Annotated in this window: 18 protein-coding genes and 1 tRNA gene; 10 read left to right on the plus strand and 9 right to left on the minus strand. The window is 68.8% G+C overall.

From position 1 onward, the window contains the following. Positions 1–60: 60 nt before the first annotated feature. The 3 genes from JNUCC0626_RS25570 (at position 61) to JNUCC0626_RS25580 (ending at position 2,077) form a co-directional block, all read left to right on the plus strand. Entirely contained in the window at positions 61–669 is a 609-nt protein-coding gene (locus tag JNUCC0626_RS25570) for a lysoplasmalogenase (RefSeq protein WP_394613303.1), read from the plus strand. Positions 670–746: 77 nt separating this feature from the next. After that, positions 747–820: transfer RNA gene (locus JNUCC0626_RS25575), tRNA-Lys, on the plus strand. Between the two features lie 180 nt (positions 821–1,000). Beyond that, on the plus strand, positions 1,001–2,077 hold the full coding sequence (locus tag JNUCC0626_RS25580; protein ID WP_394613304.1) for an alpha/beta hydrolase: 1,077 nt from the start codon (positions 1,001–1,003) through the stop codon (positions 2,075–2,077). 26 nt (positions 2,078–2,103) lie between these two features. Here JNUCC0626_RS25580 and JNUCC0626_RS25585 read toward each other — a convergent pair whose 3' ends face one another. Beyond that, entirely contained in the window at positions 2,104–2,955 is an 852-nt protein-coding gene (locus JNUCC0626_RS25585) for a DUF4394 domain-containing protein (RefSeq protein ID WP_394613305.1), read from the minus strand. Between the two features lie 144 nt (positions 2,956–3,099). Here JNUCC0626_RS25585 and JNUCC0626_RS25590 point away from each other — a divergent pair, with 144 nt between their 5' ends. Then, on the plus strand, positions 3,100–3,621 hold the full coding sequence (locus JNUCC0626_RS25590; protein WP_394613306.1) for a sigma-70 family RNA polymerase sigma factor: 522 nt from the start codon (positions 3,100–3,102) through the stop codon (positions 3,619–3,621). Then, positions 3,618–4,244: an anti-sigma factor family protein gene (locus tag JNUCC0626_RS25595; RefSeq protein WP_394613308.1), complete on the plus strand. Its 627-nt coding sequence runs from the start codon at positions 3,618–3,620 to the stop codon at positions 4,242–4,244. Before JNUCC0626_RS25590 ends, JNUCC0626_RS25595 begins: the two co-directional genes overlap by 4 nt. A 67-nt stretch (positions 4,245–4,311) precedes the next feature. Here JNUCC0626_RS25595 and JNUCC0626_RS25600 read toward each other — a convergent pair whose 3' ends face one another. The 3 genes from JNUCC0626_RS25600 to JNUCC0626_RS25610 form a co-directional block, all read right to left on the minus strand. Then, positions 4,312–5,868: a hypothetical protein gene (locus JNUCC0626_RS25600; protein ID WP_394613309.1), complete on the minus strand. Its 1,557-nt coding sequence runs from the start codon at positions 5,866–5,868 to the stop codon at positions 4,312–4,314. Positions 5,869–5,929: 61 nt separating this feature from the next. Beyond that, positions 5,930–6,751 carry a hypothetical protein gene (locus JNUCC0626_RS25605; RefSeq protein WP_394613310.1) on the minus strand — a complete coding sequence of 274 codons (822 nt, stop codon included), beginning with the start codon at positions 6,749–6,751 and terminating at the stop codon, positions 5,930–5,932. A gap of 407 nt (positions 6,752–7,158) precedes the next feature. Then, a complete protein-coding gene (locus JNUCC0626_RS25610; protein ID WP_394613311.1) occupies positions 7,159–9,441 on the minus strand; it encodes a helix-turn-helix transcriptional regulator in 2,283 nt (760 codons plus the stop codon). A 233-nt stretch (positions 9,442–9,674) separates the two neighbouring features. Here JNUCC0626_RS25610 and JNUCC0626_RS25615 point away from each other — a divergent pair, with 233 nt between their 5' ends. Next, entirely contained in the window at positions 9,675–10,448 is a 774-nt protein-coding gene (locus JNUCC0626_RS25615) for an IniB N-terminal domain-containing protein (protein WP_394613312.1), read from the plus strand. A 101-nt stretch (positions 10,449–10,549) separates the two neighbouring features. Next, positions 10,550–11,281: an anti-sigma factor gene (locus JNUCC0626_RS25620; protein WP_394613313.1), complete on the plus strand. Its 732-nt coding sequence runs from the start codon at positions 10,550–10,552 to the stop codon at positions 11,279–11,281. An 82-nt stretch (positions 11,282–11,363) separates the two neighbouring features. Here the strand turns inward: JNUCC0626_RS25620 and JNUCC0626_RS25625 are convergent, their stop codons facing one another. Beyond that, positions 11,364–12,011 (minus strand): fasciclin domain-containing protein, encoded by a 648-nt coding sequence (locus tag JNUCC0626_RS25625; RefSeq protein ID WP_394613314.1) that lies wholly within the window; start codon positions 12,009–12,011, stop codon positions 11,364–11,366. A gap of 268 nt (positions 12,012–12,279) precedes the next feature. On the opposite strand from JNUCC0626_RS25625, the gene JNUCC0626_RS25630 reads away from it, so the two are divergent. Together JNUCC0626_RS25630 and trxA are read left to right on the plus strand one after the other, a co-directional pair. Next, a complete protein-coding gene (locus tag JNUCC0626_RS25630; RefSeq protein ID WP_394613315.1) occupies positions 12,280–14,007 on the plus strand; it encodes a cytochrome c biogenesis protein DipZ in 1,728 nt (575 codons plus the stop codon). Positions 14,008–14,021: 14 nt separating this feature from the next. Beyond that, positions 14,022–14,342 (plus strand): thioredoxin, encoded by a 321-nt coding sequence (gene trxA / locus JNUCC0626_RS25635; RefSeq protein ID WP_394613316.1) that lies wholly within the window; start codon positions 14,022–14,024, stop codon positions 14,340–14,342. Positions 14,343–14,405: 63 nt separating this feature from the next. Here trxA and JNUCC0626_RS25640 read toward each other — a convergent pair whose 3' ends face one another. From JNUCC0626_RS25640 to JNUCC0626_RS25650, 3 genes are all read right to left on the minus strand, one after another. Then, positions 14,406–15,143: an anti-sigma factor gene (locus JNUCC0626_RS25640; RefSeq protein ID WP_394613317.1), complete on the minus strand. Its 738-nt coding sequence runs from the start codon at positions 15,141–15,143 to the stop codon at positions 14,406–14,408. Further along, a complete protein-coding gene (gene sigK / locus JNUCC0626_RS25645) occupies positions 15,140–15,745 on the minus strand; it encodes an ECF RNA polymerase sigma factor SigK (protein ID WP_394613319.1) in 606 nt (201 codons plus the stop codon). The genes JNUCC0626_RS25640 and sigK overlap by 4 nt, the downstream gene beginning before the upstream one ends. Before the next feature lie 236 nt (positions 15,746–15,981). Next, on the minus strand, positions 15,982–16,686 hold the full coding sequence (locus JNUCC0626_RS25650; protein ID WP_394613320.1) for a DUF2695 domain-containing protein: 705 nt from the start codon (positions 16,684–16,686) through the stop codon (positions 15,982–15,984). A 202-nt stretch (positions 16,687–16,888) separates the two neighbouring features. Here JNUCC0626_RS25650 and JNUCC0626_RS25655 point away from each other — a divergent pair, with 202 nt between their 5' ends. After that, positions 16,889–21,883 carry a tetratricopeptide repeat protein gene (locus JNUCC0626_RS25655; RefSeq protein ID WP_394613321.1) on the plus strand — a complete coding sequence of 1,665 codons (4,995 nt, stop codon included), beginning with the start codon at positions 16,889–16,891 and terminating at the stop codon, positions 21,881–21,883. Between the two features lie 269 nt (positions 21,884–22,152). Here the strand turns inward: JNUCC0626_RS25655 and gap are convergent, their stop codons facing one another. Next, positions 22,153–23,157 (minus strand): type I glyceraldehyde-3-phosphate dehydrogenase, encoded by a 1,005-nt coding sequence (gene gap, locus JNUCC0626_RS25660; protein ID WP_394613322.1) that lies wholly within the window; start codon positions 23,155–23,157, stop codon positions 22,153–22,155. Between the last annotated feature and the right edge of the window lie 51 nt (positions 23,158–23,208).

Genomic DNA, 23,208 nt, shown 5'->3' on the forward strand with positions numbered 1-23,208 from the left:
CGCGGCGGAGGTCGGCTGACGCGGCACTAGTCTGAGCACCTCAATGGCGAGAGGTGCTCCATGAAGAACCAGGTGTACGCGGTTGCCGCGATCGTGGACTCGATCGCGGCAACCGTGCGTCGCGGCAACGTCCGTCCTGTGACGAAGACCGCACTGATGCCCGCCCTCGCCCTGGCCACCCCTCCCCGAGACGCGGGCATGGCCGTGGGCCTGGCCGGCTCCTGGGCAGGCGACATAGCCCTGCTGGGCGACACGGACCGGGCATTCCGGACAGGACTCTTCAGCTTCCTGGCCGCCCACCTCGGCTACACCGCTGCCCTCGCCCGCCGTTCCACCCCAGGAACCCGCAAGGCAGTCCTCCCGATCGTCGCGGCCTCGTCCGTCGGCGCGGTCGTGTTCGCCCGGGCAGCGGGCCCGCTCGGCAAGCCGGTGGGCCTCTACGCGTTGACGTTGGGCACGATGGTGGCCGCCGCCTCCACCGCCCGAGGCACCGGCGCCCGGCGCGTTCTCGGTGGTGCAGCACTGTTCGCGGTCTCCGACGCCCTGCTCGGCGCAAGCCGGTTCGTCCTCAAAGGACGCGCGGCGCGGGTCGCGTCGGCAGGCGTCATGCCGACCTACACAGCGGCCCAGTGGCTCCTGCACACGGGGGTCGCGGCGTCCGGCAGGTGACCCCCGCGAAAACTCTGTGGAACCCCCGTGCTAACGTTCTTCACGTCGGAACGAGCAAGGCTCCGGCACACAAACAAGCGCCGCTAGCTCAGTTGGTTAGAGCAGCTGACTCTTAATCAGCGGGTCCGGGGTTCGAGTCCCTGGCGGCGTACTCCAGAGAAGCAGGTAGAGATTCGTCTCTACCTGCTTCTCTGCTTTTCGGGCGGTGGGCGCGCCCCTGACGGCTGCGGTCGCCTTTCGCGGTCAAACCAATCCGCGGCGCGGAAGACGCCGAATCACCGGTGTGCGCGGCGCGGCTTGAGCGCTGGAGTCCATCGGGAGGCCGATCAGCGTGTATCAGACCGGCATCGTGCTGATCGCGGTGATCGCGGCCGTGTCACTGCTGCCGTCACCCGCGCCGGCGTTGTGGGTGGTTCGTGCTCTCACGCTGAGCCTGGCGCCTCCGTTGGCGCTGTTGGCGATCGTGTTGGCGGTGGTAGCCGCGTTCCAGGGGGACCTGGTCTTCGCGGTCGTCGCCGCTGTCGTCGCCGGCGCGCAGGTTTGCGTTGCCGGGGCGCAGTGGGGGCAGGCGCTGGCGATGGGTGCCCGCCCCTCGTTGGTCGCGGCGTTCTTGGACCTCACCGGGTTCCTTCGGGCGCGGGCGCCTGAGACTCGTGAGCTCATCTCCCGCGACGGGGCTCGTCTGCCGCTCGGTGTCTGGCATCCCGCGGACCGCGCCGGCACGGGGCCCGCGGTCGTGCTGGTGCACGGTGGTGGCTGGGCGGGCGGTAACTGGCGGCAGCTGCGCGCGTATGCGAACTGGTTGGCGGACAACGGGTATCGGGCCGTCTGCATCAGTTATCGGCTGGCTCCGCCGGGGCGGTGGGACGTGGCGCCGTTCGACGTGATCGACGCGGTGCGCTGGGTCGAGGAGCACTCCGCCGAGCTCGGCGTCGACCCTCAGCGGATCGCGTTGTTCGGTTCGTCCGCGGGTGGGCACCTGGCGTTGCTCGCGGCGAGCCTCGACGAACGGCCGTGCGCGGTGGTGTCGGTTTACGGGCCGGTGGACCTGCTGTCGCTCTACGACGTGTTGCGCCGCAGGCGGATCACGCCGGTCGATCGGGAGGTGTCGCCGTTGGTGGACTTCCTCGGTGGTGCGCCGCAGGAGGTGGCGTCGCGTTGGGAGTGGAGCTCTCCTGCCGCCCATCTCGAATCCGCACCGGCACGTATCTGCGTCGTCACCGGCGTGCAGGACCAGTGGGTGCCGTTGGAGACGATCACGCCGTACATGGTGGCGCCGGAGTTGCCCACGCTCGTGGCGCTCAAGCGGGCAGACCACTGCTTCGACCTGGTCTGGGGTTCGATCCCCGCGCAGACCGCGCGCTTCGCGATTCTCGAGTTCCTGCGGCAAGCCTTCGCGGGCCGCTGACGCCGGAGCGTCAGCGGCCCTGACGGTCACTTCGCGAACGCCACGCCGACGACGTCGCCGCCCGCGAGGCCGACGACCGAGGCGCGGCCGGTCTCCAGGTTGATCTTCACCAGGATCGAGCCTCCGAGCAGGTTCAGTGCGGGGCTCACGGCGGCGAGGGCGTGGTGCCGGCCGTTGACGGTGGCGATGTCGAAGCCGTTGGTCTTGTCGACGTCGACGCCGAGCTTGCCGACGGTGAAGAGCTGGCCGGTGTTCGGCGAGACGACCGGGGTGACGCCGACCGCGGTGCCCTGCGTGACGAGCGTGTCCTTGGCGCTGTCGAGGTCGTAGAGCGTGGTGGACGTGGCACCGGCGACGCTGTTGGTGTAGCCGGCCCCGGACACCCTGGGGGTGGTGCCCGCCGCGCGGTCGCCCGGTGCGTAGGCGAGGGGGCCGTCCGTCGCGGCGAGGGCGCCGGTGTCGGGGACCAGGCGCAGGTTCTGGCCGGTCGAGGTGACCAGGCGGATGCGGTCGACGGTCGGGTTGAAGTCGAACCCGATCGCGGTGCCGGTGAGGGCGAGCGGGGTGCCGACGGCGGTGGCGCGGCCGGTGCGGGTGTCGACGGTGTAGAGCTGGCCGGAGCGGCCGATCGCGTAGAGGACACCGGTGGCCGGGCGCACGTCGATGCCCGCGAGCCGGTCGTGCTTGGCCAGCCCGGTGACGCGGACGCGGTGCTGGGCGAACAGCGGCGAGGACCAGGTCCGGGTGCTCAGCACGCCGTCGCCGGTGAGCAGGTGGACGCGGAGCTGGTCACCGGACGCCGAGGCGGGGGCGGCGCCGAGGACGCCGGCGAGCAGGGCTGCGGCTGCGGCGATGGCGGTCGTGCGAGCGATGCGCATGGTTTCTCCCAGAGCCTGTGAACGCGGAACACAGGTGTGTACGACGCGACTCCTCCCGGCGTTGAAGCACGAACCGAACAAATCAGACCCATCCGCGCCGCACCCGGTGACGAACTGGCTTTCAGGCGCGTCGACGGGGAGCTCATGGCGATCATCGGCAGGAGAGCGGACCTGGACCTGCGGGAGGTCTACGCCGCGCACGGTCCTGAGCTCTACCGCTTCGCCCTGCGGCAGCTCGGCGACGGACCGGCGGCCGAGGAGGCCGTGCAGGAGGTGTTCCTGCGGGCCTGGCGGTCCGCCGACCGCTTCGACCCGGACCTCGCGAGTCTGCGCGTGTGGCTGTTCGCCATCGCCCGCAACGTCGTCGTCGACGAGGCTCGGGCGCGTGCCCGGCACCACCGGCGGCTCTACGCGGCAGCGGCGGACCAGCCGGGGAACGTCTCCGATCACGCTGACGCGGTGCTCGACCAGCACCTCGTGGAGCAGGCGCTGCTCAGGATCAGCGACAGCCACCGCGTGGCCCTCGTGGAGACTTACCTGCGCGGCCGGTCCTACCGGGACGTGGCGGCCGAGGTGGGCGTCTCGCAGGTGACGTTGCGCAGCCGGGTCTTCTTCGGCCTGAAGGCGTTGCGGCTGGCGTTGGAGGAGATGGGGGTGCGGCCGTGACCGACTCCGTGCACGAGCGACGCACCGAACTGCTCGGCGCCTACGTGCTCAACCAGCTCTCCGGCCACGAACTCACGGCGGTCGTGGACCACCTCGACCACTGCGCGGACTGTCAGCGCACGGTCGCCGAACTCTCCCCCGTGGCACGCGCGTTGGCCGGAGTGAATCCCGACGACGTCTCCGTACCTGCGCATCTGGAAGAACTGGTGGTGCGCAGGGTCGGAGCCAGTCGGAGGCGTCCGGCTCTGCTGCTCACGGCCGCCGCAGCCGTGGTGATCGCGGCGGGAACGACCTGGTGGTTCCTGCGCCCGGCCGTGCCACTCGAACCGGTCGCGCTCGTCCAGCAGGCTCCCGGGGTGAGCGCGGAGGCGTCGCTCGTCCCGCACACGTGGGGTGTCGAGATCAAACTCGACGGCCGGGGGTTCGCCGCCGGGCAGACGTACCGGGTCACCGTCACCGGCTCCGGCGGCGAGGAGGTGTCCGCGGGGTCGTTCGTCGGTACCGGCGAGAACCTCATGCACTGCAACCTGAACAGCTCGGTGCTGCGCGCGGACGCGGCGGGCTTCGTGGTGCGGGACGCGGCCGGCGCGATCGCCCTGTCCTCGACGTTCCCCCGGCGCTGAAACCGTTCTGAGAGCGCGAAAAAGCGGGACCGGCTCGCACCGGCCCCGCTTTGTGATCACCTGATGGTCACGCCTTCACGGAGTGCTTCTTCCCGTGGGTCCAGGCCATGGCGTCGCCGCCATCGCCCGCCGGACCGGAGTGGCCACCGACCGTGTTGCTGTGGTTGGACGCGTCGCCGGTCGGACCAGTGGCGCCGGTGTCACCGGAGTTGCCCGAGGTGACCTCGGTCCAGGACTTGGTGCCGTGGTTCTTCCAGTCGTGCTTCCAGCCCTTGTGCTTCCAGTTGTGGTGCTTCCAGCCGTGGCCCTTGTCGCCGCGGTGGTCGTTCCACTTCTTGTTCTCGGTCTTCACCACGGCCGAGTTGCCGCCGGTGTCGCCGGAGTTCCCGGAGTTGCCCGAGTTGCCGGTCGTGGCGTTGTTCGAGCTGGTGGCGTTGCCGCCGTTGCCCGAGTTGCCGCCGTTGCCCGCGGTGGCCTCGGTGGAGCCGTTGTTGCTGTGCTTGCTCCACTTGCCGTGGTTCCAGGACTTCTTGCCCTGCTCGGTCATCGCCCACGCGTTGCCGCCGTCACCGGCCGGGCCGGAGTTGCCGCCCAAGGTGGCGCTGTGGTTCCACGCGTCACCGGTCGAGCCGGTGGCACCCGTGTCGCCCGAGTCGCCGGACGTGACGGTGGTCCAGGACTTGGTGCCGTTCCAGGACTTGCCGTGGCCCTTGTCCGAACCGATGGTGCGCACGACGGCCTTGTTGCCGCCGGTGTCGCCCGAGTTCCCGGAGTTGCCCGAGTTACCGGTCGTGGCGGAGTTCGAGCTGGTGGCGTTGCCGCCGTTGCCCGAGTTGCCGCCGTTGCCGGCGGTGGCCTCGGTGGAGCCGTTGTTCTTGTTGTGGTGGCCCCACTTCTGGTCCTTGCTCACGGCCTTGGCGTCGCCGCCGTCACCGGCGGGACCGGAGTTTCCACCCACGGTGTTGCTGTGGTTGGACGCGTCACCGGTCGAACCCGTGGCACCGGTGTCACCGGAGTCGCCCGAGCTGACGTTGGTGTGGCACTCGGCCAGCACGCAGAGCCCGTAGGCGCTGTTGCCGCCGGTGTCACCCGAGTTGCCCGAGTTACCGGAGTTGCCGGAGGTGGCGTTGTTCGAGCTGGTGGCGTTGCCGCCGTTGCCCGAGTCACCGCCGTTGCCGGCGTTGGCATTCGCGTTCTGCGCACGGCCCGCGGCAGTGGCGTCGCCGCCGTTGCCCGCCGCACCGGAGTTCCCGCCCACCGTGTTGCTGTGGTTGGACGCGTCACCGGTCGAGCCCGTGGCGCCCGTGTTCCCGGAGTTGCCCGAGCTCACGTTGGTGTGGCACTCGGCCAGCACGCAGAGGTTCGTCGCGCTGTTGCCGCCGGTGTTGCCCGAGTTCCCGGAGTTGCCCGAGTTGCCGGACGTGGCGTTGTTCGAACTGGAGGCGTTGCCGCCGTTGCCCGAGTTGCCGCCGTTGCCACCGTTCACCACCGAGTGCACGACGTCGCCGACGCCACCGAGCAGGCCGTTGCCGCCCGTGTCAGCGCTCGCCATCGCCGTTCCGGCCAGGAGGAAGCCTCCCGAGAACGCCGCGGCCAAGAGGCCGCGTTTCACATAGCTGTGCATTGCTGATCTTCTTCCTGTCAATCAAGCTTGGTGATCTGGTCTGCTTGGTTGCCAGGACTGATCAACTGGGATGACTTCGGCCGTAGTAGTAGCACCACGACCCGTGGACCTGGTGATCCGCGATCACCACGGGCGACTCGCCGTCCGGATGAACCCCTTGTGTCGCAGGGAGATCCGAGACAGTCGCGCCCGCCGATCCGTTGGAGGACGCCGATCCCGTCGTGCCGGGAAGTAGCGCGAACGGCACGTCAGGCGACTGCTTCTGCGGCGCCTCAACGGGGGGCGCCACGTCAGGTGCGGAGATCTGTTGCCGCTGCGGGGTTGCCCCCACCGCGACCCGATCGGGCGTTGCCGGAGAACGAACCTCCCGCACCTCGACCGGCACCTGCGGAACGTCCGGGACGGCAGGCACGGCGACCGGTGGCATGACCTCCTCCGCCGGAGCGGAAGGTGTCGTCACCAACGGCTGCGCGGCGCGAGCCACGACCGGCACGTCCTGCACCGTGTTCACCACGGGAGCGAGCAGCGGCGCCGTGACGGGGTGCAGTGGCTCCGCCACCGGGCCCAGGGCCCGCACGGCTGTGTCCACGGTCGGTGCGAGCGGTGCCAGCACCGGACCGGTGACCGGTTCGGCTGCCTTCAGCACCGGCTTCACCACCGGGTCCGCCACCGCGGTGACGGTCCGGGTGACCGGCGCGACCGCGTCAGCCACCGGCACGAGCGCGTCGGTGACGGGCGAGACCGCCTCGGTGACGGGCGAGACCACGTCGGTGACCGGTGCGACGAGGTCGGCGACCCCGCCCAGCAGGCCGGGTGAGTCACCCTCGTCGGCACTCGCCACTCCTGCGGACAGGAGACCGAATCCGATCAGGAATCCGGCCACACCGAGTGTCCGCCGAATCACTCTGGAGCATGTCGACTTCATGTAATCACCCCCTCTCGACGAATCAGCACCTGTACATCGAGGGATTCGATGCACCACGGTCGCCGGTTCACTCGAAAGTGGAAGTTTTTCTTCAGTCGCAGCTCAGAGGCTCAAACAAATCTGAAACATTTGTTTCCAACTACTTTGGGACACAAATTAACGCCGATAACCTCGACACACGGTGATCGCCAATCCGGTGACGGGCCGAGCCCCTGTGCGTCCGGTTCCAACAACAGACGCACAGGGGCGTGCGTGGCGCCGTCCCGAGCCGGCTGAACCGCATCTGGCGGATCCGCGCGCAGTACATCCGTAGCGCGGTGCGGCATCGGATCGGTGCCGTGCAGCCGTTCCACCCGATGGAGTGACTACTTCGCGACGGTCAGGTCGACGTCTTCGAGCGCCCGCTCCAGTTCGCGCCGGTTCTTGGCACCGAGCTTGTTGCGGATGCGGGTGACGTGGTGTTCGACGGTCTTGGCCGAGATGAACAAGGCGTCGCCGACCTCGCGGTAGGTGAGCCCGTCGCGGACGAGCGCGGCTACTTCCTGCTCGCGGTCGCTGAGCACCTCGGCGTTGCTCTGCCCGCTGCTCGTGCCGTGGAACTGCCGTGCGATGTCGAGCAGCTGTGTCATGGCCTTGCGATCGGTGGTGTGCATGGCGGCGTGCCCGGCCAGTCGCGCGGCGTCCGCACGCAGACCGTGAGCACGCAGCTCCTGCGCCACCGTCTCCACGCGCACGTGGTCGACCTCGCCCCGGCCGGCACGGCTCCAGCACCGTGCGCCGGCGGCGAGTGCGCGGGCGAACGGCAAGGCCTCTGCGGCGTCTTCGAGCGCCGCGGTGTGTTCCTCGGCCGCCGCGTGGTCGCCGAGGAGCAGCGCCGCGTGGAAAGCGTGCCACCGCGGCAGCACCGACCACAGTGGAGGGTTGCCGAGGTCGCCGAGCAACGTCCACGCCTCCGTCAGGTGTGCTTCGACGCGGTGGAACTGGCCGATCCTGGCCGCGGCGACGGCGATCTCGGTGAGCGGGAGGAGCGTGTAGAGGTCGACGGGGTGCACGACGAGCGCCTGCTGGGCCGGTTCCCACGCGGCGCGCAGAGCGTGGAGGTCACCGGTGCGGCGGGCGGCGCCCAGCTCCAGCGCCGCGGCGAACAACGCCTCCCTCGGTTCTCTTGCCGTCTCCGAGGACAGGAAGCGCTGCGCTTCCTCGACATCACCGCACAGCAGTTCCGCGGTGGCGAGCAGCAGCCGGTGGCGGTCCGCGTGCAGCCCTCTGCCGTCGTCGCCCTGGACGGCTTTGGTCAGCAAGGACTTCGCCACCGTCAGCTCGCCCGCGTGCACGCAGATCAACGCGGCGAGCGCGGTCGGGCTGTCGGGCTGCACCGAGGCGCGGGACCCCGCCTGGTTCACCCCGGCCGTGGCGACAGCGGCGGAGACGGCGGCCATGGGTGGCCCGGTGACGGTGTCGAGCACCACGGCGGCCAGTCGTTGCCCAAGCGTGTCGGTCAGCGAGCCGCCGTGCTGCGGGCCGAGCCGGACCGCGCGAGCCTCCTCGAGGCGTCCGGCACCGAGCAGGCCGGTCACCGCGAACCCCAGGGCCAGTGCGTTGTCCGAGCGCCGCAGCAGCTCGCCGCCGCGACCGACCTGCCCGCGCATCGTGAGCACGGTGGCGGCGACCAGCAGTTCGTCCGCGTGGTCGAGGTTCACGGCCTCCACGGCGCCGTCCAGGTCGCCGCTGAGCGCCCGTGCTCGGGCCACGTCGGCGGACGTGCCGGTGCCGGTGGCGGTGAACAGCCGCGCGGCCAGCGCCGGGTCGTCGTTGATCACCTCGTGGCCGGCGGCCGAGAACACGCCGAGAAGGCCCGGATCCGCCACTCCGAGTGCCAGCAGCTGTTCCGCGTAACCCGACACCGGTCGCGCACGTCCAGCCTGCGAGAGGGCGAGTTTGCGCAGGAAGTCCGCGCGCTGTTCCGCAGGAGCGAGAGCGGTGACGGCGTCGGCCGCGACGGGAAGCGGGGTCCCGTCGAGCTGGAGCAGGCTTTCCGACCGCAGTGCCTCGACGGACTGCGACACGGTGCCGGGGTCCAGCGCCAGCACCGTCGTGAGCAGGTCGACGTCGAACGGCGCGCCCAGCGCCAGGGCCAGCAGCAGATCGTTCGCGGCAACGGACAGCTCGTCGAAGTGACGGGCGAACGCGGCGCGAGGGTCGGGAGAGAGTTCGTCCAGCACGAACCTCGGCGTGCCGCCGGTGCGCCCGTGGAGGTGGTGCGCGAACGCCTCGCTCACCTCGGTGCCCAGCGCGTGCGCCGCGAGGGAGCGGACGTGCTCGCGGGACAAGGGCCGCAGCTGCAGCCGGACCACGGAGCCGGGAAGCGCGGCGACGAGACGGGTGAGGGCGCGGTTGTCCGGCCACAGCCGATGGGCGACGGCGAGCCGGGCCCCGGCCGCCGCCTCGCGGAGCAGGCGGTCGACGTCGTCCTCACCGAGAAGCTGCCCGTCGTCGACCGCGGCGGCGTCCTCGAAGGTCCGCAGGACGGTGGTCTTGCCGCATCCGGCCGGACCGGTCAGCACGACGTGGTCAGCGGCACGGGCGCGTTCGAGGGCGCGGGTCGTCCCGCTGTCGAGCAACAAGGGACCGGCCGACAGCGGGGACATGAGCGCGTGAACCTCCTGGTGCCTACTCGTACCCCAATACTTCGGAGCATCACCCGTTCGAGTTTGGTCACGGCTCAAAGATCAGGACATCCCCCTAGTCCCCTACTCGCGGTGCCTGCGATCCCCCATGCACGCCCGCAGGACCAGACCAGGCATGTCACCCGATGCGGCGAACGGCCGGTTCTTCGTAACTTTCTGTGGCACAAGCTCAACGACGTGATCTGGAGTTCGACGTGACCCTGCCGCAGACGCTGCACGACTTCACCCTCGGCCTGCTCAGCGACCCCGACGCCCGGTCTGCCTTCCAGCTCGACCCGCAGGGCTCGCTCGACGCCGCCGGTCTCGGTGACGTGGCGCCGGCCGACATCCAGGAGCTGCTGCCGCTCGTGCTCGACTTCGCCCCGGTCACCGACCTCGGCGACTTCGGCTCGTCGATCTCCGGTCTCGACCTGGACCAGCAGCTCGACCTGATGAGCACGGTGCACAACACCGTCGGCCAGCAGATCGACGACAACACCGTCTTCGGCGCGGTCTCCGGCCTGACCGCCGCGGTGCACGGCGTGACCACCGGCTTCGACGTGCTCTCCGACCCGACGAGCACGCTGGACGTCATCGGGAACACCGAGATCACCGACGTCACCAAGACCGTCACCGACCTCGACGTGACCAACACCGTCGGCGACATCACCAACGGCACCGAGCTGCTCGACACCACGCACGTCACCGACGTCGTCGGCGACGTCACCAGCGGTGTGAACGCCGGCAACCTCGGTGTCGAGGACGTGCTCAACGGCGACGTCACCTCGGTCGTCGGCAACGTGACCGGCAACGACCTCTCCCTCGACCACGTCGGCAACGTCACCGACGTCGTCTCCAACGTGGGCAACCTCGGCGACGTGACCGGCGTCGGCCACGTCGGGGACATCGGCAACATCGGCGACGTCACCGGCAACCTGGGCGACGTCAACGTCGGCGGCGTGCTGAACGACCTCGACCTCGGTCTCTGATCCCTCCCGCACCACCAAGGCCGCCCCGACCGCGCCCCGGGGCGGCCTTGTCGCGTTCACCCGAGGGCAATCCGATGATCGGACCGCTCCGAAGTAGGAGCGTGAACCGGGGAACAACCAGTGCGATCAACCCGCACCTGCTGACCGGTGCACACGCACTCGGTGCACTGCCCGATGCCGAACGCGACGAGTTCGAGGCGCATCTGGGGCGGTGCCCGGCCTGCACCGACGAAGTGGCCGGGCTGCAGGAGACCACCGCCCGGCTCGGCAGGGCCGTTGTCCACGTCTCTCCGCGTGCGCTGCGGCCTCGTGTGCTCGGCGCCGTCCGGTTGGTCCGGCAGGCACCTCCGACGTCGGAGATCACGACGTTTCCCACGCGACGGCAAGGTTTTCGCCGCGCCGCGGCCCTCGTCGCCGTTGCCTGCGCCGCCGCTGCGGTGGTGGCCGGCGTGCACAGCGCGTCGACCACACCGACCCGCACGTCCCCGGTGACTCCGCCACGCACTCGGGTCGGTGATCTGCTGGCGGCACCGGACCTGCGCCTCGCCACAGCGGGAACTCCGTCCGGCACCGTGGCGATGTCGCACGACCGCGACGAAATGGTGTTCCTGGCGGACGATCTGCCCACGTTGCCTGCTCGTCGCGCGTACCAGCTGTGGCTGGTGGGCGATCAGGACACGCGGTCGGCCGGGCTCCTGCGGCCGGCGGGCTCCGCGACGTCGTCGCTGGTGTCGGGTATCGCCGGAGTGCGTGAGGTCATCCTCACGGTCGAGCCCGCGGGTGGATCACCCGGCCCGACGGGCGCACCGGTGCTGACGATCGTGCTTCGCTGAAGCGGACCGCAGACGTGAAAACTCCGGGAACCGCAACACAGTGCGGTTCCCGGAGTCGCGGTGACTGCTACCCCTGGAGATGTCAGGCGGGGAGCAGCACCGAGTCGATCAGGTACACGGTCGCGTTCGCGGTGTGCACGCCGCCGCAGATCACGTTGGCGTCGTTGACCTTCAGCGCGTCCTTGGTGCCGGAGACCTTGACGGTGCCGGTCTGGACGGTCTTCTGGTCGCCGACGATCTTGTCGGGCGTGATCTGGCCGGGGACGACGTGGTACGTGAGGATCTTGGTCAGCAGAGCGTCGTCGGTCTTGAGCTTCTCGATGGTGGCGGCGTCGATCTTCGCGAAGGCCGAGTCGACCGGCGCGAAGACGGTGAACTCGGCACCGTTCAGCGTCGAGACCAGGTTGACCTTCGGGTTCAGCTTGCCGGAGACGGCGTCCACCAGGGTCTTGAGCAGCGGGTTGTTGCTGGCGGCAACCGCAACCGGGTCAGCAGCCATGCCCGCGACGGAACCGGCGCCGGACGGCACCTGCTTCGCGTAGTCCGCACAGCCGGGACCCACGAGGTCCTTGGCCGGGTCGGCCATGGCGGCGGACGAGGTGGTGGTCGGGGCGGCCGCGGTCGAAGAGCTGCCACTGCTGGCCGTGTCAGCCGAGCCGCACGCCGCGCCGAACAGGGCGAGCGAGGCGGCGCCGACGGCAAGGGCGATGTTGCGGACGGACTTGTTCATGACGAGACATCTCCAAGGAGTGTTCGGGCAGTTGCTGACCGTGATTCGGCACCCCTCGGGGAACGGATGGGTCTGGTTATCGACCTGTTACCAATCGATCCGCAAATGGCCCGCCACCTGGGGAAAACGCCCACAGTCCACAGTCGACGATCAACTCTGGCACTCCTCGCGCCGCCGTGACACTTCCGGGGGCGAGGGCAATCCGGGGCGTGATCGGCCGCGAAGCACCGACATCACGCACTTCCGTCAACCCGAGTAGGGCTCCCCCATGTTGACCCTCGCACTGATCGGTCTGATCGGCGGCCTGGTCACCGGTATCTCGCCGTGCATCCTGCCCGTCCTTCCCGTGATCTTCTTCTCCGGCGGCACGCAGAGCGCTCGGACAACGGAGCCGGCGGCAGGTGGAGTGGCCGTGGCGACCAAGCCGGCGTCGCGTGCCCGCCCCTACCTCGTGATCGCGGGGCTCGTCGTCAGCTTCAGCCTCGTCACCCTGTTCGGCTCACTGCTGCTGTCGATCCTGGGCCTGCCCCAGGACGTGCTGCGCTGGGCCGGAATCGTCGTGCTCGTGCTGATCGGCATCGGCCTGATCGTGCCGCGCTTCGAGCAGTTGCTGGAGAAGCCGTTCACCTGGATCCCGCAACGCAACCCCGACGCGAGCCGCGGCGGCTTCACCCTCGGCCTCGCGCTCGGCGCCGTCTACGTGCCGTGCGCCGGTCCCGTGCTCGCCGCGATCACGGTCGCGGGCTCCACCGGCAGGATCGGCGTGGAGACCGTGGTGCTCACGCTGACCTTCGCGCTCGGCGCCGCGATCCCGTTGCTCGTCTTCGCCCTCGCCGGCCGCCGCGTCTCCGAACGCGTGCAGGCGTTCCGCAAGCGCCAGCGGGGTATTCGCATCACCGCAGGCGTGGTCATGATCGCGCTCGCGATCGGACTGGTGTTCAACCTGCCGCAGTTGCTCCAGCGCGCGATCCCGGACTACACGGCCTCGTTGCAGGACAAGGTGAACAACTCCGAGCAGGTCAAGAGGGCGCTGAACCTCGGCGGGCTGGTCAACGACCAGAACAAGGACCTCGACAAGTGCTCCGACGGCGCACCCGAGCTCGAATCCTGTGGCACCGCACCGGATCTCACCGACATCCAGCAGTGGGTCAACTCGCAGCCCCTGGAGCTCAAGGCGTTGCAGGGCAAGGTCGTGATGGTCGACTTCTGGGCCTACTCCTGCATCAACTGCCAGCGCTCCATCCCGCACGTCGTCGCGTGGGACAAGGCCTACCGCGACGCCGGGTTCCAGGTCATCGGTGTCCACTCTCCCGAGTACGCGTTCGAGAAGGAACCCGCCAACGTCGAGGCCGCGGCGAAGAACTTCGGCATCACCTACCCCGTCGCCCTGGACAACAACCTGGGCACGTGGACCAACTACCGCAACCGCTACTGGCCCGCGCATTACCTGATCGACGCGTCCGGGACCGTGCGGCACATCAAGTTCGGCGAGGGCGACTACCAGGTCACCGAGAAGCTCATCCGGCAGTTGCTGAACGACGCCAAGCCCGGCGTCCAACTCCCCGCGGCCACCGAGCTGCAGGACGACACCCCCGTGGTCGCCGACATCACCCGCGAGACCTACCTCGGCTCCACCAAGCGCGTGAACTTCGCCGGCACCGAGGAGTACACCAGCGGCGAGAAGTCCTTCCAGTTCCCCGCGAAGCAGGACCCGGACAGCTTCGCGCTCGCGGGCGACTGGAAGCTCGACACGCAGTCCATCACGCCCATCGGCGCATCCGGGCAGATCAAGCTGAACTACCGCGCCAAGGAAGTCCGCATGGTGTTGTCCGGCAAGGGAACCGTGACGATCCAGGACTACGGGAAGACCACCACCATCCAGGTCGACGGCACCCCGAACTCCTACCAGCTCATCTCCACGCCGACGATCCAGGGCGGCTCGCTCACCGCGACCGTCAGCGCCGGCGTCCAGGCCTTCTCCTTCACCTTCGGATGATCAGGAACACCACCATGCAGCTCGACGACGTCACCACGGACTCCTTCGACACCAACGTTCTCGGCGCGGACAAGCCCGTGCTCGTCGACTTCTGGGCACCCTGGTGCGGCCCGTGCAAGCAGCTCAGCCCGGTCGTCACCGCCCTCGCCGAGGAACACCAGGACAAGATCTCGGTCGTCAAGGTCGACATCGACGCCAACCCGGACATCGCCGTCCGCTACAGCGTTCTCAGCATCCCCACGCTGATCCTGTTCTCCGGCGGCGAGCCCGTCGCCACCCTCACCGCGCCCCGCAACCGCGCCACCATCGTCAAGGCGCTGTCCACCTGGCTCTGAACACCAGCAGAGACGACGCGACCCCGGCGGCCTGGCGGCTACCGGGGTCGCGTCGTGTCCGGATCAGACCATCGAGATCGCGAGCACCGGAGTCGTCGTCGGTGCGGACGAACCGCCGCTCGGTTCCACGGTGAGCGCGATCGCCTGAGCGCCGGCCACCCTCTCGGCCACCACGGGCTCGCCCCGCACCAACCCGGCCGAGCGCGGCCCACCGGACTCGACGACCCACAGCTGGTACACGCGATCCGTTGGCAACGCAGGCAATCCGTCCGCGATGAACGCCGCCTTCCCTAGGCGCGGCGACATCACAACGGTCCCATGGCCACCACCGGATCCGTTGCCGCTCAACAACTTCACATCGGCAGCACCGAGCAGCTCCGACACCTGGCCGTAGCCGGTCGCAGACTGCCGCAACGCGTCGAGCTCGCTGCGGTACTGCGCACCCTGAACCCCGACCACGATCGCCACGAGCACACTGGCCGCCGCCGCGAGCACACTTCCGCGCACCAGCCACCGGTTCCGAGTGGGCAGCACCGGTACAACCGGCACCGGAACAGGCTCCTGCGGCGGCAGCTGACGCGTGGCCACCACCGCCGTCAGCACCTGGGCCCGCAACCGCGGGGGTGGCGCGACGTCGGCGACCGCGCCGAGAAAACCAGCGGTCGCCTGCAACTCGGCGACTTCCTGGGCACACGACGAGCAACGCGACAGGTGCGCCTCAAACTCCGCGCGTTCGGCATCGGACAAGGCGTTCATCGCGTACACGCCCGTCAACATGTGCAGATCCGACGCCGTGCTCACACCGTCACCCCGAGGCAATCCCTCAGCCTGATCAGCCCGTCCCGCATCCGGGTCTTCACCGTGCCCAGCGGAACGCCGAGCAAGCCGGCCACCTCCGGATAGCTGTGGCCCTGGTAGTAGGCCAGCACCACGGACTCACGCTGCAGCTCCGTCAGGAACTTCAGACACCGCCGGACCTTGCGCTGCTCCAAGCGTTCGGTCACCTGCTCGACGACCTCGTCGAACGGCGTCGTCACCCCCAGCGCGCCGACCCGTTCGTCACGGATCGAAGCCGCCTGGGCCGACCGCACCCGATCCACCGCGCGCCGGTGCGTCATCGTCATGATCCAGGTCATGGCCTTGCCCCTGCCGGGGTCGAACCGGCCGGCGGTCCGCCACACCTCCAGCATGACCTCCTGGAACACCTCCTCGGACTGCGCCTGATCCCGCACCACCCGGCGCACCAGCCCGAACACCGAACCCGACACCACGTCGTACAACTGCCCGAACGCCGCCTCATCACCACGGGCCACCCGCAACAACAGGTCATCGGCGCCCGCAGGCCCCTCGAAGTCCTCAGAACCACGCAGGACTGTCGACTGCGCCCGCTCTCGCTCCAGCATCGAGCTCCTCATCGTCACCTGCCCGGCTCGCATTCGGAGCCGACGCCTACTCGGATGGGTGAGGCGCGCGTCACGTCGATGCGGCCGCCAGACGGCGCCACACATCGCGGGTCAGAGGGCAGTGGTCGACACCGGCCTACCACCCCGGTCCCGCGTTCACTGAATCGCTGACACCATCGAGTGAATCAACCGCCACATCGACACACGGCAGGACCAATCCTCGACCAGGGGGGTGCCTACCGCTGGGCTTGGCCGAGGTTTCTCCGGAAGTGGTCGAGGATCTCGCAGTCGCAGGAACCCAGCAGCTTCACCGAGGACCGGGAGAGCAGGTCCCAGGACAGTCCTCTGTCCTCGATCCAGTTCCGCACGGCGGGAAAGGCGCGCCGGTGGTCGCACTCCGCGCTCGCCAGCCGTTCCCGCAGGTGGTCCACGAGGACCTGGCGGTCGTCCGGCGCCAGGTCGAGCCGCCGGTCCGCGCGCCGGACCTGGTCCGCGTAGAACTCCTCCCGCCGGCCGCGGGCGACCGGTTCGGGCAGCCCGGCGGCGTGCAGCCGCGCTTCGAAGACCTTCACCCGGAACCGCTCCAGCGACAGGACGGTGGTGAAAAGGCCATCGGTGGGCAGGACGGCGATCTCGTGCCTCTCCCGGTGGAAGCGCTCGAGCGCCTCGTCCAGCAGCACGTCGACGTCGACCGGGACGGCCGGACCAGCGTCCTCGAACCCCATCGCCTCGGCGGCCATCACGGCCAGCCGGGGGTGCGGCCACAACGGGACCAGGGCGTTGTCCTGGTCGTCGATCTCCAGCAGGCCGGTCTCGAAGTCCCACGCCCACACCGTCCCGGTGGCGGCGACGGTGCCGAAGAAGTACTCGTCGCGGCCAGGCCGGTCTCCGGACCACAGTCCCCGCGCCTCGTCCTCCGACAACGGCGAGATCGTGGTCATCGGGTCTGCTCCTCGACGTGCGCGGTGTGGTGGGCGAACCTTATCCGGCCGGAGTGACGGGAACCGCCGCTTCGAACCTGCTCGTTCCGCTTCGCCGCTGATGGCCTCGGACCCGAAACCGGCATCCACCACTGCGTGCCCTGTTCGGTCGTTTCCGCAACGAGCACTGCGAGTAACGACGCAAGCGGCGAACGCGACTGAGATGGTGATCTGCACAAGGCGATCGCTGTTCTGTCAGCGGCTCGACCGCGGCCAGGAACAGGCGAAGCCGAAAGCGCGGCGAGGGAGCGACACGGTGCGGCCTAACGTGTTTGTCGGGGTGGGTATTGACCACTACGCCTCCGCGACGGGGTTGACGAACCTCGAACACGCCGTTGCCGATGTCAAAGCGGTGGCAAGCGCACTCGTGCCGCCGTTCGCCGGCGAACCGTTGATCGATGCTGACGCCGATGCGGTGCACAAACGCCTTCGGTCGATGAACGGCAGCGCTGCAGGCGGAACGTTGGTGCTGATGTGGAGTGGCCACGGCGCTGAACTGGGCGGACTGCGACTGGCCACCGCCGACGAGTTCGACGGCGTCGCCGCTTCGGAGGTGATCCGCGCTTGTGTGTTGTCCGGTGCGAGTCAGTTGCTGTTGGTGATCGACACCTGCAGTGCGGCGGCCGCGCTGGAATCCGCAGCGATGGCCCGTCAGCTGTTGCAGCAGTTTCCCACGTCCGATGTTCGGGCCTGGCTGGGAATCCTGGTGTCGTGTTCGGCAACGGACGTGGGTGCTCGCGACGGGGCATTCGGCCCTTTGCTGGTGAAGTTGCTGACCGAAGGACCGGATTCGGCGGACCAACAGCGTCGCTGGTCGAAGCACAACAACCAGATTCTGGGCGAGGATCTGGGGCTGGCCCTGTTGGAGGAGTGGTCCGGTGTCGATCACCGACCGGAATTCCTCAAGGACGGGCATCCGCTCGCGATGATTCCAAACCCGTTGTACGACGACGGCGCGCCGGAGGAAGTCGTCGAACACCTCCTGCTCGCGGCGCGGGGCGGCGGCCCCGGCGACGAACAGTCGTGGTTCACCGGCCGGACCGCCGAAATGGACGAAGTGGTGGCCTGGGTGCGCTCCCGCGAGGCCGGCGTGCGCGTGGTGACGGGGTCCGCGGGTACCGGCAAGTCGGCTGTGGTCGGGCGGGTCGTGTCGTTGTCCAACCCGCACGAGCGCACCCGTTTGCAGTCGCGCGATGAGAACTGGGGACACGACGATCCCGGTGTCCGATCGGTCGCGGCACATGTGCACGCGCGAGGGTTGACCGTCGAGAGAATCGCCGAGCTGATCGAGTGGCAGCTGATCCGCGCGAAGTTCCTCGAACCGTTCGCGGACGGCCGGCGCAACGCGGCAGACCTGCTGGGAGCGGTGCAACGAGCCGTGGAAGGCGGCCGTGCCACACCGGTTGTGGTGATCGACGGGCTGGACGAGGCCCGCGGCCAGGCGTTCGCCATCGCCGAGAACCTCCTCCTCCGGCTGGCACCGTTCGCGACGGTGGTGGTCTCCACCCGGCCGGTGACGCATCAGGACGGATCGGCGTTGCTGGACAAGCTCGCCCCGGCAGCCGTGCTGGACCTGGACAGCGAGGACTGCCTGGAATCGGCGCGAACCGCGATCGGTGACTACGTGCGCAAGCGCCTGACCGGCGTCGACCAGACCATGGACGCGTCCATGGTGGCCGCGCACCTGGCCGGCGTCGCACTGGCGGCGGCCGACCGGCCGTTCCTGTTGGCCAGGGTCATCACCGACCAGCTGCGGGCGCGCCCGGTGAGCACCGTCCGACCGGAGTGGCGGGATCGCGTGGCGGGGTCGACCGAGGACGCCTTCGACGCCGACCTGAGCCGCATCGCACCACCACCGGGCAGCACCCTGGACGGCCCCACCGCGCGGCACCGGGCACGGACGATGCTGATCGCGCTGACGTGGGCGGTAGGAGCCGGCTTCCCAGAACAGGAATGGCTGACCGTCGCCTCCGCGCTGACCGAAACCGCCCTGGACCGCGACGACGTGAGCTGGGTGCTGGACCAACTCGGCCGCTACGTGGTGCAGGACGGCGACGCGGGCGTGGCGGTGTACCGGCTCGCACACCAGAGCTTCGCCGACCACCTCCGCCCGCCGTACCGCCCGACCGGCCAGCACCCGTTCAACCCAGCCGCTCTCCCGGTGAGCGTGGCGCTCATGCAGCAGTACGACCAACTGTTGACCGACGGGGTGTCGGCAGAGACACCGGCGTACCTGTGGAGCTACACCTGGGTGCACGCGGCCAGCGCGGGTTTCGAGGGACTCTCCGGGCTGCGCGAACTCGCCCGTGCACGGCCTGAGCTTCAGCCTGATGTCGCCATGGCCGCACTCCAGACGGGCAACATCGCCGCGGTGTGGGGGCGGAGGAACGAAGCTGTTGCTCCGGCCGAAGAAGCAGTCGCGATCTACCAGGCATTGGCCGAAGAAGTCCCCGCCTACGCCCCCGACCTCGCCAACGCACTGGACAACCTCGGCATCAGCTACGGAGAGGTCGGCCGACGCGGCGAAGCTGTCTCTCCGGTCTTGGCAGCGGTCGCGTTCTACCGGGCACTAGCCGAGGAAAACCCCGCCTACCTCCCCTACCTCGCCGGCTCGCTGAACAATCTCGGCATCCGCTACAAGGAGGTCGGCCAACGCAGTGAAGCCCTCCCGCCGACCGAAGAAGCGGTCAACCTCTATCAGGCACTAGCCGACGAAAACCCCGTGCACCTTCCCTACCTCGCCAGCGCACTGAACAACCTCGGCATCCGCTACAGCGAGGTCGGGCGGCGCGGCGAAGCTGTCACGCCGACCAAGGAAGCGGTCGAGCTCTACCGGGCCTTGACCGAAGAAAACCCCGTGCACCTTCCCTACCTCGCCAGCGCGCTGAACAACCTCGGCATCCGCTACAGCGAGGTCGGGCGGCGCGGCGAAGCCCTCCCCCCGACCGAAGAAGCGGTCGAGCTCTACCGGGCCTTGACCGAAGAAAACCCCGTGTACCTCCCAGAACTCGCCAGCGCACTGAACAACCTCGGCGTCCGCTGCGTCCAGGTAGGACGACGCGGCGAAGCCCTCCCCCCGACCAAAGAAGCGGTCGAGCTCTACCGGGCCTTGACCGAAGAAAACCCCGTGTACCTTCCCGACCTCGCCGGCGCACTGAGCAGTCTCGGCATCAGTTACAACCAGGTCGGACGACGTAGCGAAGCTGTCGCCCCAGCCGAAGAAGCAGTCACGCTTCGCCGGGCACTGGCCGAAGAAAACCCCGCCTACCTCCCCGACCTCGCCGGCTCGCTGAAGAACCTCGGCATCACCTACAGCGAAGTCGGACGACGCGACGAGGCTGTCACTCTGACCGAGGAGGCAGTCAAGCTCTACCGGGCACTCGCCGAAGAAAACCCCGCCTACCTCCCCAGCCTCGCCGGCGCACTGAGCAGCCTCGGCATCCGCTACAACGAAGTGGGACGAGGTGACGAGGCCCTCTTCCTGACCGAAGAGGCAGTCAGGCTCTACCGGGCACTCGCCGAAGAAAACCCCGCCTACCTACCCGACCTCGGCGGTGTGCTGAACAACCTCGGCATCAACTACAACGAAGTGGGACGACCCGACGAGGCCCTCTTCCTGACCGAAGAGGCAGTCGAGCTCTACCGGGCACTCGCCGAACAGAACCCCGCCTACCTCCCTGACCTCGCCGGCACGCTGAACAGCCTCGGCGTCCGCTACGACCAGCTCGGACAACCAGACAAAACCATCGCTTCGACCGAAGAAGCAGTCACGCTCCTTCGGGCGTTGGCTGAAGAAAACCCCGCCTATCTCCCCGGCCTCGCCAGCGCGCTGAACAACCTGGGCATCAGCTACGTCCAGGTCGAGCAGCAGGGTGACGCCCCGATCGAAGAAGCAGTCACGATCTACCGAGCACTAGCCGAACAGAACCCCGCCCACCTCCACGACCTCGCCAACACGCTGAACAACCTCGCCGTCAACTACAGCGAGGCCGGACGACACAGCGAAGCTGTTGCTCCAGCCGAAGAAGCAGTCACACTTCACCGGGCACTGATCGAAGAAAACCCCGTCTACCTCTCCGACCTCGCCGAAACACTGGAGAACCTCGCCAGACAATTGGCAGCCGTCGACCGTCGCGACGAAGCCGATGCGGTCTGGGCAGATGCGCTGGCCACGGCAGGCAAGCGAAACCAGATGGCGCTCCTGCTCTATCGAGCCGCGTACGCGCAGCCCGGTGACCCGAGATCAGCAGCATGGTTGTACGCGGTTGTGACGGAAGGAGGTCGCGAGTCGATGGGCCCCGCGCGCTCGATCGCTCGCCGTCACCGGGCGGCCAACCCCGAGCCGTGGGAACGAGCATGGACCGCCGTTGCCCACTCACCACTGCCAACCTGGCTCGTTGTCGACCCGGACATGCTCTCGGTCGCGTCCGGCTGGATCACCACCGAGAACTACGAAGACGAGCGCGATTACCTGGCCGCCCACCCAGAGATTCTGGACGACACGTTCGACCTGGCGATGGAGGAGGCCGTGCTCGCGGTCCCCGAGTCCGAGGCAACCCGCCACACCGAACTGCGCGCTGCCGCACGTTCCATCGGCGTCATGGCCGCCTACCGGCCTGTGCTCGTCGCTCTCCTGGCCCAGGCCTTCGCCTTCGCCGAAACCACCGAACGGCAACGCCTTCTGGCGGACCGCAAGCCGGACCTGCTCGACGATCTGTCGCTGGCTCGGCTGACAATGATGGCTGAACAGACAGAAGAAGACAGCCGGCCAGCGGTGGCACTGGCGTTGCTGCACTTGGCTCGGGCCAAGCCAGACGACGACCTCGCCGACGTCTTCGCCGCGCTCGACACCGGGCAATTCGCGACCCTGCTGCACGCCGCCGCCAGCGAACTCGACGTAAACATCATGCGCAACCTCGCGTTCGTTGCCCTCAGCTCCGCCCGCACTGCCGCAGATGCTGCCGAAGCGGGGTTCCACCTCTCGCTCGTCGCCGTGATCGAGGAACACAACTCCGCACCACTGTTCCTTCGCGAGGCGATCAAGCTGGCGCCCGAAAAACGCGACGCGTGGATTGCGCGGATCGCCGAACTCGGTGCGACTCGCCCCGCCGTGCTGGCGCTCATCCCGACGCTGATGGAGCCGAACTCCGACGACTGACAAGGACCTCGGCGCGCACGCGAACACACGAGTGGAGCGGGTGAGCCAATTCACCCAAATGCTCCTTTGTGGACGGACAGATCATGACCTGACCACAGGTGGAAGCTGGGATTTCCCTACTCCGGCACGACTTTTGATGATCGGATGCGCCTTCGGCGTTGCGCGCAGACACCGGGTTCGATTGGGGGGCGACGGTTGGACCTTCTCATCTTTTGTCGTACGTTCGCCGCACCGAAGTCGCCCGAACTGGCGTTCAGGCGGATCAGCTGTCACGCGGCCAGGTGCAGCGCGGTGTCCAGCAGGCGGTGGGCGAAGCCGGTCTCGTTGTCGTACCAGCCGCTCACCTTCGCGGTGCGGCCACCGATGACCTTGGTCAGGCCCGCGTCGAACACGCAGGACGCCGTGCTGCCGACGATGTCCGACGACACCAGCTCGTCCTCCGCGAACTCGAGAACGCTCGCGAGCGGGCCCTCGGTGGCGGCGGCCGCGAACGCCGCGTTGATCTCCTCGACGGTGGTGTTCCTGCTCGTGTGCACGGTGAGGTCGGTCAGCGAACCCACCGGCACCGGCACGCGGATCGCGTAGCCGTCCAGCTTTCCGGCCAGTTCCGGGAGGACGAGGCCGATCGCCTTGGCGGCGCCGGTGGTGGTCGGGATCAGGTTCGTCGCGGCGGCGCGGGCCCTGCGGAGGTCCTTGTGCGGGGCGTCCTGCAGGTTCTGATCCTGGGTGTAGGCGTGCACGGTGGTCATGAAGCCGTGGTCGATGCCGACGGTGTCGTGCAGAACCTTTGCCAGTGGTGCCAGGCAGTTCGTGGTGCAGGAGGCGTTGGAGACGACGGTGTGGACGGCCGGGTCGTAGGCGTCGTGGTTGACGCCGTAGGCGAGGGTGAGGTCCTCGTTCCTGGCCGGGGCGGAGATGATCACCTTGCGGGCGCCTGCTTTCACGTGGGCGGCGGCCTTGGTGGCGTCGGTGAAGACGCCGGTCGACTCGATCACCAGGTCCACGCCGAGGTCTGCCCACGGGAGGGCGGCCGGGTCGCGTTCGGCCAGCACGGTGATCTTGCGGCCGTCCACCGCGATGGAGTCCTGGCCTGCCCGCACGTCGTGGCGGAGGACGCCCGCGGTGGAGTCGTACTTGAGCAGGTGGGCCAGGGTGGCGGCGTCGGTGAGGTCGTTGACCGCCACGATCTCCACGTCGTCGGTGCGGGACAGGGCGGCGCGCAGGAAGCCGCGGCCGATGCGGCCGAAGCCGTTCACGCCGATGCGCAAGGTCATCGTGATCCCCCTCTGAAGCGATTCATAACCGGTCTAGGCGGTTACGCTAGG

Origin of the sequence: Lentzea sp. JNUCC 0626 (assembly GCF_043632865.1) — a bacterium.
GTDB lineage: Bacteria > Actinomycetota > Actinomycetes > Mycobacteriales > Pseudonocardiaceae > Lentzea.

What these genes read in the sequence shown, in the direction of transcription:
- JNUCC0626_RS25570 (WP_394613303.1), top strand. Translation starts at nt 61, where the DNA reads ATGAAGAACCAGGTGTACGCGGTTGCCGCGATCGTGGACTCGATCGCG.
- JNUCC0626_RS25585 (WP_394613305.1), bottom strand. Translation starts at nt 2,955, where the DNA reads ATGCGCATCGCTCGCACGACCGCCATCGCCGCAGCCGCAGCCCTGCTC.
- JNUCC0626_RS25590 (WP_394613306.1), top strand. Translation starts at nt 3,100, where the DNA reads ATGGCGATCATCGGCAGGAGAGCGGACCTGGACCTGCGGGAGGTCTAC.
- JNUCC0626_RS25600 (WP_394613309.1), bottom strand. Translation starts at nt 5,868, where the DNA reads ATGCACAGCTATGTGAAACGCGGCCTCTTGGCCGCGGCGTTCTCGGGA.
- JNUCC0626_RS25610 (WP_394613311.1), bottom strand. Translation starts at nt 9,441, where the DNA reads ATGTCCCCGCTGTCGGCCGGTCCCTTGTTGCTCGACAGCGGGACGACC.
- JNUCC0626_RS25625 (WP_394613314.1), bottom strand. Translation starts at nt 12,011, where the DNA reads ATGAACAAGTCCGTCCGCAACATCGCCCTTGCCGTCGGCGCCGCCTCG.
- JNUCC0626_RS25630 (WP_394613315.1), top strand. Translation starts at nt 12,280, where the DNA reads ATGTTGACCCTCGCACTGATCGGTCTGATCGGCGGCCTGGTCACCGGT.
- trxA (WP_394613316.1), top strand. Translation starts at nt 14,022, where the DNA reads ATGCAGCTCGACGACGTCACCACGGACTCCTTCGACACCAACGTTCTC.
- sigK (WP_394613319.1), bottom strand. Translation starts at nt 15,745, where the DNA reads ATGCTGGAGCGAGAGCGGGCGCAGTCGACAGTCCTGCGTGGTTCTGAG.
- JNUCC0626_RS25650 (WP_394613320.1), bottom strand. Translation starts at nt 16,686, where the DNA reads ATGACCACGATCTCGCCGTTGTCGGAGGACGAGGCGCGGGGACTGTGG.
- JNUCC0626_RS25655 (WP_394613321.1), top strand. Translation starts at nt 16,889, where the DNA reads ATGGTGATCTGCACAAGGCGATCGCTGTTCTGTCAGCGGCTCGACCGC.
- gap (WP_394613322.1), bottom strand. Translation starts at nt 23,157, where the DNA reads ATGACCTTGCGCATCGGCGTGAACGGCTTCGGCCGCATCGGCCGCGGC.